The sequence below is a fragment of the Burkholderia sp. SJZ089 genome (assembly GCF_007828315.1).
Classification (GTDB): Bacteria; Pseudomonadota; Gammaproteobacteria; order Burkholderiales; family Burkholderiaceae; genus Burkholderia; species Burkholderia gladioli.
Genome location: NZ_VIUM01000003.1, coordinates 282,380 through 299,653 on the forward strand (window position 1 = coordinate 282,380; position 17,274 = coordinate 299,653).

Annotated in this window: 2 protein-coding genes (both only partly in view); both read left to right on the forward strand. The window is 73.4% G+C overall.

Annotated elements, in window-relative coordinates; all coding sequences use genetic code 11:
* On the forward strand, positions 1-13,619 hold the 3' portion of the coding sequence (locus tag FB600_RS07250) for an SDR family NAD(P)-dependent oxidoreductase (RefSeq protein WP_145756444.1). Its footprint begins 3,265 nt before the window's first position; the window shows 13,619 of its 16,884 coding nt (coding positions 3,266-16,884); its start codon lies beyond the left edge, outside the window; it ends in the stop codon at positions 13,617-13,619.
* Positions 13,616-17,274, forward strand: the 5' portion of a protein-coding gene (locus FB600_RS07255) for a non-ribosomal peptide synthetase (RefSeq protein ID WP_145756445.1). It continues 11,104 nt past the right edge of the window; only the first 3,659 of its 14,763 coding nucleotides appear in the window; it begins with the start codon at positions 13,616-13,618; the stop codon falls past the right edge of the window. Before FB600_RS07250 ends, FB600_RS07255 begins: the two co-directional genes overlap by 4 nt.

Genomic DNA, 17,274 nt, shown 5'->3' on the forward strand with positions numbered 1-17,274 from the left:
TTCCGTTGTCGGCGCGCAACCGCGAGCGGCTGCTGGCGTACGCGGCCGAGCTGCGCGATTGCGTGGCGCGGCTCGCCGATCTCGACCAGGTGCTGGCCGACCTGGCCTATACCTTCCAGGTGGGGCGCCAGCCGATGGCCGAGCGAGTCGGCCTGCTGGCCCGCGACAAGGGCGAGCTGCTGGTGCTGCTCGACGCCCTGTTGGCCGGCCGCGAGCACGCCGGCCTGGTGCCGGGCCGCCGCGAGCGGGACGGCTCGTCCGACACGGTGGCGCCCGAGCAGTTGCGTGCCTGGCTGGAAGCGGGCGAGCCGCGGCGGATCCTCGAAAGCTGGGCGGCCGGCGCGACGCTCGACTGGCAGGGTCTGTACCTCGGCTGTCCAGCGGCTGCGCTGCCGCGCCGCATGGCGGCGCCCGCCTATCCATTCGCCCCCGAGCGCCACTGGCTGCCGGCCAAGACCACCGCCACCGCCACCGCCGACGATGCCGGCTCGGGCACCTTGCCGCCGGCGCGCGCGCATGCGCTGCTGGGCGATGCCGTGCCGATGCTGTCGGGCATGCGTTTCGATACGGTCCTGCACGGCGACGAATCGTTCCTGCGCGATCACCGGATCGGCGGGCGTCCCGTGCTGCCCTCGACGGCCTATCTCGAGATGGTGCGCGAGGCGTCGGCCAGGGCGCTCGGCGAATCGGCCGACTCGATGCTCGTGATCGAGGCGGTGAACTGGGTGCAGCCGCTGACGGCCGGCGACGGCGCGCGGCGCCTGCGGCTCGTGCTGCGGGCCGGGCAGGATGTGCAATCGCTCGGCTTCGAGGCTGGCTCGACACCGCTCGACGACGAGGCCGGCCCGGTCATGCACTGCACGGGCACGGCCCGCCGGGTACCGCGCGTGGCCGAGGCGGATGCCGAGCGGCGCGCGCGCGAGGCTTGCCTCGCGACGCTGGCGGATCCCGCCGACGTATTCGCCGCGCAAGCCGCCAGCGCGGCCTGCGCGACGCTGCATGCACGTTTCGCGCGGCTCGGCATCGACTACGGCGACAGCCATCGCCTGCTGCGGCGCCTGCATCGCGACGGCGATACGTTGCTGGCCGAGCTTGCCGCGCCGCCGGGAGATCCCGCCTCGAGCTCGTACGGGCTGCATCCCGCGGTGCTCGACGCGGCCCTGCAGCCACTGCTGAGCCTGCTCGACGACGAGTTCGGCGAGGACACGCCGGTGGTGCCCTACCGGATCGATCGTGTCGAATTCCATGCCGCCACCGGCGGCGCGATGCGGGCGTGCCTGCGCCGACGCCGGCCTGTCGAGGCCGACGGCGGCGAGGCGGTCGGGGGTGCCCGCTTCGACGTCGAGCTCTGCGATGCGCGCGGTGCGCTGTGCGTGGCCCTGCGCGGCGTGGCGGTGGCGGCCTGGCAGCATCGCGACGAAGCGGTGCGGCTCGAGCCGGTCTGGCACGCCGCGCCGCTCGACGCCGGCGAACGGTCGGCGGCGGGTGTCGCGCGGCGCCTGGTGTGGTGGCTTGACGAGGCGGCGGCAACGGCCGCGGCCGGACGGGCCCGGCAAGCCGTCGAGGTCGTGCAATCCGGCGCGGCGACACATCATGCAACGGCCGCGCGCGCGGCGAGCCTGTCCGCGGACGACCCGGCGGCCCTGCCGGCCTGGTTCGAGGCCCACGCGCTGGCCCTGTTCGAGCAGCTTCGCGAACGCATGGCGTCAACCGAGCGCCAGGCCACGCTGGTGCAGATCGTGGTGCCGACGCACGGGCCCGGCGCGATGCTGGCCGCGCTCGGCGCGCTGCTCGATACCGCGTATCTCGAGAATCCGCTGCTGCGCGGGCAGGTGATCGCCTTCGATGCGCTCGACACACTCGATGCCGCCGCGCTCGACGCGGTGCTGGAGCGCGAGGCCTGCCATCCCGCCGATACCCGGGTCCGCTACCTGAACGGCGAACGGCAGGTGGCGAGCCTGGCGGTGACGCATGCGTCGCGCGGCGGCGAGGCACGGCCCTTGCCGTGGCGGCAGGGCGGTGTCTATCTGATCACCGGTGCCGGCGGCGGCCTCGCCCGGGCGCTGGCCGAACGGATCGCGGACCGGCTCGCGGGCGCGGCGCCGTGCGCGACGCTGGTGTTGACCGGGCGCTCGGCGGCCGGCGGCGAGGTTCTCGCCGCGATCGAGCGGATCCGGGCGCAAGGCGTGGCGGCCGAGTATCGCGTGCTCGACGTCACCGATCGCGCGGCGGTCGAGCGGATGGTGGCGGCGATCGTCGACGAGTTCGGTGCCCTGCACGGCGTGATGCATTGCGCCGGGCTGCTGCGCGACGGCTACCTGCTGCGCAAGCGCGCCGGCGAGTTCGAGCAGGTGCTGGCGCCCAAGGTGCGCGGCGCCGTGAACCTCGATCTCGCCACGCGCGGCCTGGCCAGCCTCGACTGCTTCGTGCTGTTCTCGTCGGGCGCCGGTGTGGTCGGCAATCCCGGCCAGGGCGATTACGCGGTCGCGAATGCCTTCATGGACGCGTTCGCCGCGCATCGTGCCGCGCTTGGCGCGGCGCGTGCCGGCCTGAGCCTGTCGATCGCCTGGCCGATCTGGCAGACAGGCGGCATGCGCATCGACCGACAGACCGAGGCGGAACTCGAGCGCCGGCTCGCCATGCGGCCGATGCCGAGCGCGGTCGGTCTGGACACGCTGGAGGCTTGCCTGGACGGCGCGAGCGCGAGCCCGATGGTGGTCTATGGCGCGCCTGCGCGGATCCAGGCGTTGGCGCGGCAGCGCTTCGCCGTGCCGGAAGCGAGCCGTGCGATGGGGGCGCCGGCCGTGGCCGATAGCCAAGGCGGCGCCGATGCCGCGCAAGACGACGGCGGCCCCGACGCCGCGGCCCGGTCGGTCGCGGTGCATGCCGCGGTGCGCGCGGCCATCGACGGCGCGCTGGCGACGGTGCTGAAGCTGCCCGAGTCGCGCTTGCGCGAGGCCGAGCATTTCGAGAGCTACGGGATCGATTCGATCAATGCGATCCGGTTGATTGCCGAACTCGAACGCAGCTTCGGGCCCTTGCCCAAGACGCTGTTCTTCGAATATCAGTTCGCCGACGAACTCGAGCGTCACCTGGTAGCCGCGCATGGCGCCACGATCGCGGCGCGGCTCTGCGCCGAGTCTGCCGCCGCGGGCTCGACGCAAGCTTCGTCGGGCGGGCCCTTCGCTGAATCGAGCGAAGCCACCGAAGCCACCGAAGCCACCGAAGCCACCGAAGCCACCGAAGCCACCGAAGCCACCGAAGCCACCGAAGCCACCGAAGCCACCGAAGCAGCGGCGGCCGGCGGCGCTACCACCCCGCGGCCGGCCTCGCCCGCGTGCGTCTGGCCGGCGCAGGGCGCCGACGAGTGCGACATCGCCGTGATCGGCATGGCCGGCAAGTATCCGCAGGCCGACGACCTCGAGCAGTACTGGGACAACCTGCGGGCCGGCCGCGATTGCATCGAGGAGGTGCCTGCGCATCGCTGGGACTGGCGTCGCTACTACGATCCGGCGCGCGGGCGCGGCTCGCACCATAGCAAGTGGGGCGGCTTCCTGTCCGATGCCGACGCATTCGATCCGCTGTTCTTCAATATCTCGCCGAAGGAAGCGACGTCGATGGATCCGAAGGAGCGCCTGTTCCTCGAACAGGTGTGGACCGCGATGGAGGATGCCGGCCTGCGTCCCGAGGACCTGCGCCACGGCGCGGGTCGCGGCACCGGCGTCTATGTCGGCCTGATGTACGAGAACTACCAGCTGCTTGCGGCGGAAGCCGCAGCGGCGGGCGGCGATGTCGGCATGGCGGGCGGCAGCTACGCGAGCATCGCCAACCGCGTGTCGTTCTTCTTCGACCTGCATGGCCCGAGCCTCGCTATCGACACCATGTGCTCCAGCTCGATGGTGGCCGTGCATCTGGCCTGCCGCGACCTGCTGGCCGGCGAGATCGGCATCGCGATCGCGGGCGGCGTCAACCTGAGTCTGCATCCGAACAAGTACCGGATGCTGAGCGCGGCGCGCTTCATGTCGGCCGACGGGCGCTGCGCGAGCTTCGGCAGCGGCGGCGAGGGTTATGTGCCGGGCGAGGGCGTGGGCGCGCTGCTCCTCAAGCGCCGCGCCGATGCCGAGCGCGACGGCGACCGCATCCTCGGCCTCGTCAAGGCCAGCGCGATCAATCACGGCGGCCGCTCCAACGGCTACACGGTGCCCAACGCCGCGGCCCAGGGCAGCGTGATCTCCCGAGCGATCCGGGCCGCCGGTGTCGATGCGCGCGCCATCAACTACGTCGAGGCGCATGGCACCGGCACCGCGCTGGGCGACCCGATCGAGCTGGCCGGCCTCGCGCGCGGTTTCGCCGGCAGTGTCGCCGGGCAGGCGCATGGCTTGCCGGGAGAGCCGTGCCGGATCGGCTCGGTGAAATCGAACATCGGCCATTGCGAGGGCGCGGCGGGGGTTGCCGCGCTGACCAAGGTGCTGCTGCAGCTGCGGCACGGCGAACTGGTGCCCTCGCTCCATTCGCACGAGTTGAATCCGGATCTGCCGCTGGCCGGCACGCGCTGGGTCGTGAACCAGTCGCTGTGCGACTGGCCGCGGGTGGTGGTCGACGGCGTGGCGCTGCCGCGCACGGCGGGCGTGTCCTCGTTCGGCGCGGGCGGCACCAATGCGCATGTGATCGTTTCGGAGTACCCAGAAAGCGATGCCGCCGAGCCGGAAGCTGCGCCGGGCGAGCCGGCCGGCGTGCCCGTGGTGGTGCCGCTCTCGGCGCGCAATGCCGAGCGGCTCGCGGCCTATGCCGAGCGGCTGCATGCCTTCGTGGTCGCGCCGCGACGCGGGCAGGCCGGGCCGCCGCGCCTTGCCGATCTGGCCTGCACCTTCCAGCGCGGCCGCATCGAGATGCCCGAGCGCCTCGCGATCGTCGCGCATTCGCTGGCCGACCTCGAGCAGGCGCTGGCCGCCTTCGTGGCGGGTGCCCGCACCGGCCACGGCATTCATGCCGGCCGCGCCGATGCCGCCCTGCGCGAGGCGACGCCGCGCACCGCGGCGCCAGCCGCGAGTGGGCCCGCCGATGCCGAGGAGGCCAACCGGCTCGCCGCGCGCTGGGTGGCGGGCGAGCCGGTGGACTGGCCGTCGTGGGCGACCGGCCCGTCGGCTCGCCGGATCTCGGCGCCGACCTATCCGTTCGCACGCGGCCGTTACTGGGTCGGTGCCCGGGCCGGTGCCGGGGCCAATGCCGGGGTCGACGCGACGGCCGGCCGCAAGACCGGCGCCGTGCGGCTCGCGGCGGTCGCCGCCGCCGCTGTCGTACCGCACGCGGCCTCCGTCGCTCGTGCGTCATCCGAATCAGAGGGAACCGTGAAACAGGCAGAGCACACGACACCGCGCGCACCGCGCATCAGCTTGACGCCGCTGTCCGAGTTCAATACAACGTCAACCGCGCCTGCGTCCGCAGCTACGCCTGCGCTCGTCGCGGCTTCGGCCGAGCGGCTCGCGCCGGCATCGACCTCGGCATCGACTTCGGCGCGGGAGGCCGCCACGCAGGCATCGCTGCTGGCCGAGCTGCGCGGCAGCCTTGCCGGCGCCTTGTTCGTCGGGATCGAGGAGCTCGATATCCGGCGGCCGTTCGCGGAGCTGGGCCTCGATTCGATCGTCGGCGTGGAGTGGATTCGCGAGGTGAAGCAGCGCTACGGCGTGGCGATCCGCAGCACCGACGTGTACGAGTACCCGAGCCTGGCCGAATTCGCCGGACTGCTGGAGCGGCTGCTGCGCGAATCGGCTCGGCAGCCGGCGGCCGGGCAGCTTGCCGGGGCGGTGCCCGAATTGCCGGCCGCGGCCGCCGTCGAGGCCATGCCCGACACGGCACGCGCGCCGCGCGATGCGGCGCGTCTCGAGCGGATCGTGCGCGAACTCGCGCGCAGCCTCGCCGATGCGTTGTTCGTCGAGCTGGCCGAGATCGATGCCGAGCGCCCGTTCGTGCAGATCGGCATGGATTCGATCGTCGGCGTCGAGTGGATCAAGGGCATCAACCAGCGCTACGGCGTGGCGCTGAAGGCGATGGATGTGTATGACCATCCGAACGTCACCAGCATCGCGCGGCTCGTCGAGGCGCAGCTCGACGCGGATTCGCCGACGCGGGACGCGACGGCCGCCGTCGCGGCGCCCGTGGTCGAACCCGCCGTCGCTGCCGCCGCACCGTCCGTCGCGTCGCCCATCGCCCCGTCCGTCGAGCCCGCGGCCGTCGAGCCCGCGGCCGTCGCCGCCGGCCCGACCTCGACCTCGCCAGCCTCGTCGGTGCCCGAGCGCATCGCGATCGTCGGCATGTCGGGGCGCTACCCCGGCGCACCCGATCTCGACACGTTCTGGGACAAGCTCGCGGCCGGTCACGACGCGATCACCGAGGTGCCGCCGAGCCGCTGGCCGACCGAGGCGTTCTACGATCCGGAGCCGGGCCGCGAGGGCAAGGTCTATTGCAAGTGGATCGGCCTGCTGGACGACGTCGATCGCTTCGATCCGGATTTCTTCCGTATTTCGCCGGCCGAGGCCGAGGAGATGGACCCGCAGCACCGCCTGTTCCTGCAGGAGGGATACCGGGCGATCGAGCGGATGGGCTGCGCGCCGGGCTCCCTGTCGCGCCAGCGCTGCGGCGTCTATCTCGGCGTGATGAACCACGAATACGGCGAGCTCGCGATGCGCCACCGGGGCGCGGCCTCGGGCATCGGCAGCAGCTACGCGATCGGCGCGGCGCGCCTGGCCTACTACCTGAACCTGAAAGGGCCGGCGATCCCGGTCGACACCGCCTGCTCGTCGGCACTCGTCGCGACCCACCTGGCCTGCCAGGCACTGCGCAACGGCGAGATCGACCTCGCGCTGGTGGGCGGCGTGACGGTCTACCTGACGCCCGAGTCGTACATCGCGATGTGCGCGGCCGGCATGCTCTCGCCCGAGGGACGCTGCAAGACCTTCGACGACGCCGCCGACGGCTTCGTGCCCGGCGAGGGCGTGGGCGCGCTGGTGCTCAAGCGGCTGGCCGACGCCGAGCGCGACGGCGACCCGATCCTCGGCGTGATCGTCGGCTCGGGCCTGAACCAGGACGGTCGCACCAACGGCATCACCGCGCCGAGCGGCAGCAGCCAGACCGAGTTGCTGCGCGAGGTCTACCGGCGCCACGCGATCGACCCCGGCAGCATCGGCTATGTCGAGGCGCATGGCACCGGTACCCGGCTCGGCGATCCGATCGAGCTGACCGCGCTGTCGACGGCCTTCGGCGACTACACCGACCGGCGCGGCTTCTGCGCGCTGGGCTCGGTGAAGAGCAACATCGGCCATACCTCGGCCGCGGCCGGCGTGGCGAGCCTGCAGAAGGTGCTGCTGTGCCTCGCGCATGGCGAGCTGGTGCCCACCCTGAACTACGCCACGCCGAACCGCCATTTCGATTTCGATGCCTCGCCGTTCTACGTGAACACCGACCGGCGAGACTGGCCGGCCCAGGGCGACGCGCCGCGCAGGGCGGCCGTCAGCTCGTTCGGCTTCAGCGGCACCAACGCCCATGTGGTGATCGAGGAGTACCGGCCGGCCGCCGCGCTCGCGCCCCGGCCCGCCGAGGCTTCGACGGGCGGCGCGGCGCGGCGCGTGCTGGTGCCGCTCTCGGCGCGCCATCCCGAGCGGCTGCGCGACTATGCGCGCAGCCTGGCCGACTGGCTCGCGGCGCCGCTCGCGAGCGGCATGCCGGCGCGGCGTATCGACGATCTCGCCCGCACCATGCAGCTCGGCCGCGATGCGATGGCCGAGCGCGTCGCCTTCGTCGCCAGCAGCCGCGAGGAGCTGGAGCGGCAGCTGCGTCACTACGCTAGGACCGGCGAGCCGATCGAGGGCGTGCATGCCGGTCGTGCAGCGCCGGATTCGCTGGCCTCGGGCGTGCTCGCCCTCGACGAGGAATTCGGCGCGGCGATCGAGGGCTGGCTTCGCAAGGGCAAGCACGAGCAGCTGGCCAAGCTGTGGGCGGGCGGCCTCGATCTCGATTGGGCGCGCCTGTACGACCAGGACTCGCCCGCCACCCTGCCGCGACGGATCGCGGCGCCGACCTACCCGTTTGCCTCGGAGCGCTACTGGATCGACGTGGCGCCCGTGCCGGCGCCGCACGGCGGCGCGGTCGATGCGGCAGACGCACCAGACGCACCAGACGCACCAGACGCGGCAGCTCCGGCAGATGACGCCACGCTCGCCTACCTGCCGGTATGGGAGGAGATCGCGACGCCGGCGGCCGGCACGCCGCAAGCGCGCGCGGGCAGCGTGCTGATCGTGCATCGCGGCGCCTCCTGGGGGCTGGTCGAGGCGCTCGAGCGCGACGCCGGCGCGGCCTGCCTGCGGCTGGACCTGTCCGGCCCGCGAGCGGCGCCGGACGGGCGCGTCTGGCGCGACGGCGCGCCCGATGCGGCACGGCTCGCGGACTGGCTCGCCGCGTTCTCGCCAGTGCGGGCGCTGTACTTCGTGGCGGGTTGCAGCGAGGCCCGCCATGACGCATCGAGCGCGTCCGGCTGGCTCGATACCGGCGCGGCCGGCCCTGCCGCCGGGCACGCGCCGGGCGACGACGAACGTGCCCTGCTGCAGGTCGCGCAGGCCTTGATGCGGACCCAGCCCGCCGATGCCGCGATCGACTGCGTGATCCTGGCGCTCGACCACCATCGGCGCGACGGCACGCCGTCGAATCCGGTCGGTGGCGGCGTGGCGGGCATCGCCTACTCGCTCGCGCAAGGCGATCACCGCCTGCGCGTGACCCACGTCGACGTGTCGCTCGCCGACCTGTGCGCGCCGCGCGACGCCGCGGCCCCGCATCCGGTGCTCGACGCGGTGTCGCGGCTGGCGCCGTCCGATCGCGGCGCGCTCGTCAGGCTGCAGGCCGGGCGTGCCTACCGGCAGGCATTCGTGCGCCTGCAAACGGCCGGCGAGCCGGCCGCGGCGGGACTCAAGCAGGGCGGTGTCTACCTGATCCTCGGCGGCGCGGGCCATGTCGGCCGCGTGCTGACGCGGCAACTGGCCGAGCGCTATCGCGCGAGCGTGATCTGGATCGGCCGCAGCGCGCCCGAATCGGCGCGCGTGGCGGAGGCTCGCGCGGCACTCGGCAGCCTCGGTGCCGGACCCGACTACCTGCAAGCCGACGTCACGGACGCGGCACAGATGCGTGCCGCGATCGCGTCGATTCGCCGGCGCCACGGCCGGATCGACGGCGCGGTGTTCTGCGGCATGGTGTTCGATGCCGACCACGGCATCGCCAGGCTGCCGGTCCAGCGCCTCGACGAGATTCTCGAGGTCAAGGCGAGCGGCAGCCGCGTGTTCCATGAGGTGCTGGCCGACCAGCCGCTCGACTTCCTCTGCTACTGCTCCTCGGCCCAGTCGTTCTCGTTTTCCGGCGCGGCGAGGCTCGGCGCCTACGCGGCGGCGACCACCGCGGGCGACGCCTGGGTGCGCTCGATCGCGAGCACGGCACGCTTCCCGGTCGGCACGATCCATTGGGGCTTCTGGGAGACCTCGCTGGCGGATTCCGCGCTCGGTTCGCGGCATCTCGCGGCGCTCTCGGACCAGCAGGGTTTTGCCTGCTTCGAGTATTTCGTCAGCCAGTGCACGCGTGGCAACCCCTTGCGCGAGTTGGTCTGCATGCGCGCCACGCCCGAGGTCGAGCGCCTGATGCCGGTCTTGCCCGGCGAACTGGCGAGGCTCGCCGAGTCGGCGGCCGTGCCCACGCGGGCCGCGCCTGGCGCGGCCGATGCCGTGGCGCGCGGCGCTGGCGCGGCGCTGGTGCCGCCGCCCGGCGCGGCGGTCGCGTCCGCGCAGATCGAGACCTGGCTCGCGCGGCTCGCCTACGCCACGCTCGGCCCGCTGCTGGCCGCGCCGCGCGCGAACCAGCCCTGGCGCGAACGCTGGTGGGACGAGACGCTGCGGCGGTTCGCGGCGCTCGGCTGGATCCGTCTGGTCGATGGCGTGCCGAAGGTGCTGGTCGAGGCCGACGCGCTCGACGCGCTGTGGCGCGACTGGGCCGGCTGGCGTGCCAACCTGCCGCCCGGCCTCGGCCGCCGCGCGCAGCTCGAGCTCGCCGAAGCCTGCCTGCGGGCGTTGCCCGAGGTGCTGGCCGGCCGGCTGCCGGCCGCCGAGCTGCTGTTTCCCGGCGGCTCGATGGCGCGCGTCGAGGGCGTGTACCGCGACAACCCGGTGGCCGACTATTTCAACGCGGTGCAGGGCGCCGCGCTGCTGGACTACCTGCGCGACCGGCTCGATGGCGCGGCCGGCGAGCGGGGCGAACCGATACGCCTGCTCGAGGTGGGCGGCGGCACGGGCGGCACGACCGCGGTCCTGCTGGCGCTGCTGCGCCCGCATGCCGCCGCGATCGGCGAATACCATTTCAGCGATCTCTCGCAGGCCTTCCTGCAGCACGCGCAGGCGCGTTTCGGCGCGCAGGCCCCATATCTCCGCACCGGCCTGCTCGATATCGAGCGGCCCCTCGAGGCGCAGTCGCTGCCGCTCGGCCGCTACGACGTGCTGATCGCCACCAACGTGCTGCATGCCACGCGCGGGGTGCGCGAGGCGGTGCGCAATGCCAAGGCGTGTTTGCGCGCGGGCGGCCTGCTGCTGATCAACGAGATCGTCGAGCCGTCGTGGTTCACGCACCTCAGCTTCGGCCTGCTGGAGGGCTGGTGGCTGCACCAGGACGCCGCGTTGCGCGAGCCGGGCAGCCCCGTGCTGGCGGCCGCGAGCTGGTGTCGCCTGCTCGCGGAGGAAGGTTTCGAGGCGATCGAGCTGCCTGCCCGCGATGCGCACGCGCTCGGCCAGCAGGTGATGGCCGCGCGCAGCGACGGCGTGATCCGCCAGCGCGTGGAGGCGCCGGCGCGGGAGCAGGGCGGGGCGCATCCCGACGCGGATCGGATCGCGCCCGCCACCGACGAGGCCGGCGGCAGGCCGGCGCCGCGCGGTACGGCAGGCGCCGGTGATGCCGCCTCGACGCGCGCCGAGGTGGTGGCGGCGATCCACCACGCGCTGAAGCAATCGCTGAAGCTGTCCGAGGCGCGGATCGTCGACCAGGTGCCGTTCCTCGACTACGGGATCGATTCGATCCTCGGTGTGCGCTTCATCGATTCGTTGAAGCAGGCACTCGACCTGCCGCTCAACACGGCGGTGCTGTTCGAGTATCCGACGGTCGAGCGGCTTGCCGGGTTCATCGTCGCGACGCATGGCGGCCGGCTGCTGGCGCGCGCCGCGGCGCCCGCGGCGGCGTCGATGCCGCCGGATGCGTCGGCGGCGGCCGCATCGGCCCTGGAACCGGCGCCGGCCTCGCGCTCGTCCTCGGCCTCGACTCCGGCCTCGATTTCGGCTGCGACCTCGGCATCGACTGCGGCATCGGCATCGGCATCTGCTTTGGCGTCGGTATCGACCTCGGCATCGTCTTCCGACATCGCCGTGATCGGCATGGCCGGGCAGTTCCCCGAGGCGCCCGACGTGGCGGCATTCGCCGCGCTGCTGGCCCGCGGCCACGACGGTGTGGCCGCCGCCACGAAAGGCATGCTCGAAGCGCGCGACGATTTCGATCACGACTTCTTCCGGCTCGGCGCCGAGGAGGCCGACGCGATGCACCCGTATCAGCGCCTGGTGCTGCAGGAATCGTGGAAGGCGCTCGAGGATGCCGGCTACAACCCGGTCGAGCTGGCCGGCAAGCGGGTCGGCGTGTTCGTCGGCGCGGAGCCGGTCGACTATCGTTCGCCTACCTTCAGCGGCGCCTCGGACGCGCTGATCGCCTCGCGCGTGTCGTACCACCTGAACCTGCGCGGGCCGGCCTACGTGATCAATACCGGCTGCTCGTCGAGCGCGGTGGCGATCCATCTCGCCTGCGAAAGCCTGCGCCGCGGCGAATCCGACCTGGTCCTGGCCTGCGGGATCTTCGCCGCCATGGGGCCGCGCATGCTCGGCACGCTCGGCCAGGCCGGGATGCTGTCGGCGGGAGGGCGCTGCCGCAGCTTCGAGGCCGATGCCGACGGCACCGCGTTCTCGGAGAGCGTGGGCATCGTGGTGCTGAAGCGGCTCGACCAGGCCTTGGCCGACGGCGATCCGCTGCACGGCATCGTCAAGGCCTCGGGCGTGAACCAGGACGGCACCAGCAACGGCATCATGGCGCCCAACGGGGTGGCGCAGGAAGAGCTGATGGTGGACGTCTACCAGCGCTTCGCGATCGACCCCGCCGACATCGACTACGTCGAGGCACACGGCACCGGCACGCTGTTCGGCGATGCCGTCGAGGCCAATGCGCTGGTGCGTGCCTTCCGCCGTTTCACCGATCGCACCGGCTACTGCACGCTCGGCACCGTGAAGACCACGATCGGCCACGGCGCGGCCGCCGCCGGTGTGGTCGCCCTGATCCGGGTGCTGCTCGCGATGCGCGATGCGCGCTTGCCGGGCATGCCGCGTCCCGCGCGCGCCAATCCGATGATCGACCTCGACGCCTCGCCGTTCCGGCTCGGCGAGCCGGCGCGCGAGTGGCGCGACGGCGCCGGCGGCCGTCCCCGCCTGGCCGCGATCAACAGCTTCGGCCACAGCGGCACCAACGTGCACCTGGTGGTGCAGGCGGCGCCGGCGCCCATGCCGGGGCGGCCGCGCGCAGTGGCCCACACGCCGCACGCGGTGCCGCTCAGCGCGATGGACGACGCTGCCCTGCGTCGCCAGGCAGCGCGGCTTGCCGCGTGGCTCGCTGCCGCGCCGACGCCGCCTGATCTGCTCGATCTGGCGCACACGCTGCGGGTGGCGCGCGAATCGATGGCGCGACGGGTCGTGCTGTGCGCGGCCAGCACGGCCGAGCTGCTCGACCGGCTGCGTGATTTCGCGGCGAGCGGGGCCGGCGTCGAACCGGGTGCCGCGCCGGGCCGGCTCGAAGGCGCGGTGAGCGAGGCCCAGGCGCGCGCGGCCGGCCTCGATGCGGCGCAGGCCGGCTGCGCGGCTCGCTGGCTGGCCGGCGAAACGCTGGCCTGGCCCGCGCTCGACGCGGCGCGGCGCGTGCACCTGCCGACCTACCCGTTTGCCGGTCGCCGCTGCGCGACGGTCGCCGGCTGGGAGCGGAGCCTGCCGGCCCGCGCCACGGCATCGGACCACTCCGCGGGGGCCGGCGATGCGCAGGCCACCGAGGCAGCGGCCGTCGTGCCGCCAGCGGCGGCGGCCGCCGCCCCGATGCCGGAAGCCGGGCCGGCCGCGTGGCTGGCCGCGCGCATCGCGGGTCGCCTGGGCCTGCCGGCCGAACGTGTCGACCGGCGCCGCAGCCTGCTCGACCTCGGGCTCTCGTCGCTCGATCTCGTGAGCCTGGCCGGCCAGTTGCGCGAGGCCACCGGCGAGGCGCTGCTGCCGAGCGTGCTGTTCGACTACCCGAGCATCGAGCGTCTGGCCGCCTACCTGAGCGTTACCTGTCCCGCCGCATTCGTCGCCCCGTCCGTCGCCGGACTCGAGGGCGCGCCCGCGGCATCCGCTGTTTCTTCCGGGGCCGTGCCCGAGGACGTGGCCGACGGCCCCGCCCCGGACGTGATGGCCCTGCTCGAACGACTCGAAGGCGGTGCGCTGAGCCTCGAGGAGACGATTTTCTTGATCGAGAACACCAAATGAACGCCATGATCAGTGAAGTGATTCGTGCCTACCGGGAAGGCAAGCTGACGACCGCCGATCTGGCCGGCGAGCTGCGCCGCGGTGCCGAGGACGGCGCCGACTGCGCGCTGTCGGAAGGGCAGCGCGGCATCTGGGCCCTGCAGGCGCTGCACGAGGATCGCGGTGCCTACAACGTGCCGCTGTGCTTCGCCGTGCGCGAGCTGCGCATGGATGCGCTGCGCCAGGCGCTGCGCGTGCTGGCCCAGCGCTATCCGTCGCTGGGCGCGGCGATCCGCGTGATCGACGGCGAGCCGCGCTGCATCCAGCCGGCGGTCGCGACGCTCGAGCCGGTGGTCTCGACGCTGGCCGAGGCGCTCGGCGCCGAAGCCGCCGCAGCCGACGAGGCCGCGATCCTGGCCTGGCTGAATCGGCAGGCGCGCGAGCCGTTCGCGCTGGAAGACGGCCCGCTGTGCCGCGTGCAGGTGCTCGAGCTGGACGGCTGGCGGTCGGCGCGGCCGGCCGGCGAGGGCCGTTTCGACGCGACCTGGACCATCGTCGCCCTGCATGTGCATCATCTGGTGCTCGACGGGCAGTCGCTGCTGCTGCTGGTCGGCACGCTGTTCGACACCTACCACGCCCTGGTCGGCGGCACGCGGCCGGCACCCGGCCGCGCGCTGGCCGCGTCCGAGGCTTTCGCCGATTTCGTGGCCGAGGAGCGCGCGCTGCTGGCCGGCGAGGAAGGCGCGCGCCGCCTCGCCTACTGGCGCCGGCAACTCGAGGGACTGCCGGCGGCCCTGGCGCTGCCGTCGATGCCGAACCCGGGCGCCGCCGAGCCCGGCCCCGGCGTGCATGCCTTGTCGCTGGACGCGGCCCGGGCGGCGCGCGTCGCCGCGTTCGCGGCGCAGCGCAATCTGTCCGCATCCGCCTTGTTCCTCGGGCTCTTCACGCTGCTGCTGCATCGCCATACCGGCGAGCCCGACATCGTGGTCGGCATGCCGGTCGATGCGCGCCCACCGGGACGCTATCGCGACACGCTCGGCTTGTTCATCAACATGCTGCCGCTGCGCACGCGCCTGGCCGGCGAGGAATCCATGGCGACCCTGCTCGAGCGGGTGCAGCGCCAGCTGGTCGACGCGATCGCGATGCAGTATCCGTTCGGCGCGCTGGTGCGCGAACTCGGCCTGCAGGGCGCGCGGGACAGTGCGCCGCTCTACCGGATCGCCTTCATGTACCAGGACTTCCTGGGCGGCCTGAAGGTGGGCGAGGGGGTCGAGCCGATCGGCGAGATCCGCCAGGCCGGCGAGTACGAGCTGGTGCTGGAAGTGGTGGAGGCCGGCCCGGCCGGCTACACGCTCAACTGGAAATACGATGGCGCGCGGCATGGCGCGCCGGCCGTGCAGGCCATGGCGCGCCACTACCTGGCCCTGCTCGATGCCCTGCTCGCCGATGCCTCGGCGCGGCTGGCCGATTGCCCGATGCTGCCGCCCGACGAGGTGGCCTGGCTGCTCGCGCGTGGGCAGGGCCCGCAAGGCCGCTTGCCGGCCGAGCGCCACGTGCACGAATGGATCGATGCCCGCGCGGCGCGCGCGCCGCGGGCGATCGCGCTGTCCTGCGGCGATCGTTCGCTCGACTATGCGCGGCTGGTGCGCGACAGCGACGCGCTCGCCGCGCGCTTGCGCCGGCACGGAATCGGCGCGGGCCAGGCGGTCGCGGTGCGGCTCGAGCGCTCGATCGAACTGGTGGTGAGCCTGCTGGCGGTGTGGAAGACCGGCGCGGCCTACGTACCGCTCGACCCGACCTATCCCGACGACTGGACCGAGGCGATCCTGCGCGATTGCCGGCCCGCGGCGCTGCTGACCCAGGCTGCCCTGGCGGCCGGCACCGAGGCGCTGATGCGGCGTGTGGCGGGCGCGGCCGACGATGCCGGGCAGGCGGCGAGCATGGGCGGGGCGCAAGCCGCCGGCCCGGTCGCCATCGTGATCGACGCGCCGGAGCATGACGCGGCCGCCGCGCCGCGGATCGCGAGCCGGGACGGCGCCGGGCTGCCCCCGGGGCTGGCCTACCTGATCTACACCTCGGGCAGCACCGGCACTCCGAAGGGGGTGATGGTCACGCATGCCGCGCTGCTCAACTTCCTCGCCTCGATGGCGCGCCGCCCCGGCCTCGACGAGCACGACACGCTGCTGGCCGTCACCACCTGCTGCTTCGATATCTCGATCCTCGAGCTGTTCCTGCCGCTGGTATGCGGCGCGCGCTGCGTGATCTGCGACAGCGCCACGGCACGCGACGGCGCGCGTCTGCGCGAACTCGTCGACAGCTCGGGCGCGACCGTGATGCAGGCCACGCCCTCGAGCTGGGCGATGCTTTGCCACGCCGGCTGGTCGAACCCGCGTCGCCTGCGCGTGCTGTGCGGCGGCGAGCCGCTGCCCGACACGCTCAAGACGCAGTTGCTGGCCTTCGGCGGCGAGGTCTGGAACCTGTACGGGCCGACCGAGACCACCATCTGGTCGATGCTCGCGCCGGTGACGGCGGAGCGCGCCACCTCGATCGGCACGCCGATCGACAACACGCGGGTGCGGATCGTCGACGCCTACGGCAACCTGCAGCCAATCGGCGTGCCGGGCGAGCTGTGCATCGCTGGCGCCGGCCTGGCCGCCGGCTACCTGAATCGTCCCGCCGAAACCGCGGCGCGATTCGTCGACGGCTGGCCGCGCGCCCTGGCGGGCGGCGAGCGCTGCTACCGGACCGGCGATCTGGCGCGCTGGCGCGAGGACGGCGAGATCGAGCATCTCGGCCGGATCGATTTCCAGGTGAAGATCCGCGGCCATCGCATCGAGATCGAGGACGTCGAGCGGCATCTCGCCCGGCATCCGGCGATCGGCGCGGCGGCGGTGGTGGCGCGGCGCCAGGCCGGCGGCGACCAGCTGGTCGCCTATCACGTGCCGCGCGATGCCGACGGCGCGCATGACGTGCCCGGCGCGGCCGAGCTGCGCGAGTACCTGGCCGCGAGACTGCCCGACTACATGATTCCCGCGCTGTTCCAGCCGATCGACGCGCTGCCGGTGACGCACAACGGCAAGCTCGATCGCAAGGCGCTCGCCGGGCGCGGCGTGCGGCTGCGGGTGGCCGCCGCAGGCCAGACGCCCGCGGCGGGCGGCGGCGCGTCGGACCGGCGCGCCGAGGTCGCCCGCATCGAGGCGCGCCTGCTGACGATCTGCCGCGACGTGCTGGGGGTCGACGACATCGCCCGCGACGACGGCTTCTTCGAGGCCGGCGGCAACTCGCTGTCGGTCGCGCTGATGGCCGCGCGGGTGGGGGCCGAGTTCGGCATCGCGGCGCCCGGCGCGGGCGCCTTCTTCCGCTACCCGAACGTGGCCGCGCTGGCGGCGCACCTGGCCGAGCGGCTGCGCCGGCAGGACGATGGCGAGGGCGGCGCCGCCGCCGACGAAGACGCCGACGGACGCGCCCACGGGGGCGCCGGCGCGGCACGCGCTGCCGGTGCGCGGCGGGCCGGCGCCGAAGGCGAGGCACGCGACGAACTGGACGACGCGATCGCGATCATCGGTATTTCGTGCCAGTTTCCCGGCGCGATCGATCACCGCGCGTTCTGGCGCAACCTGCGCGAGGGCAGGTCGGGCGCGCGTTTCTATTCGGACCAGGAGCTGCGCGAGGCCGG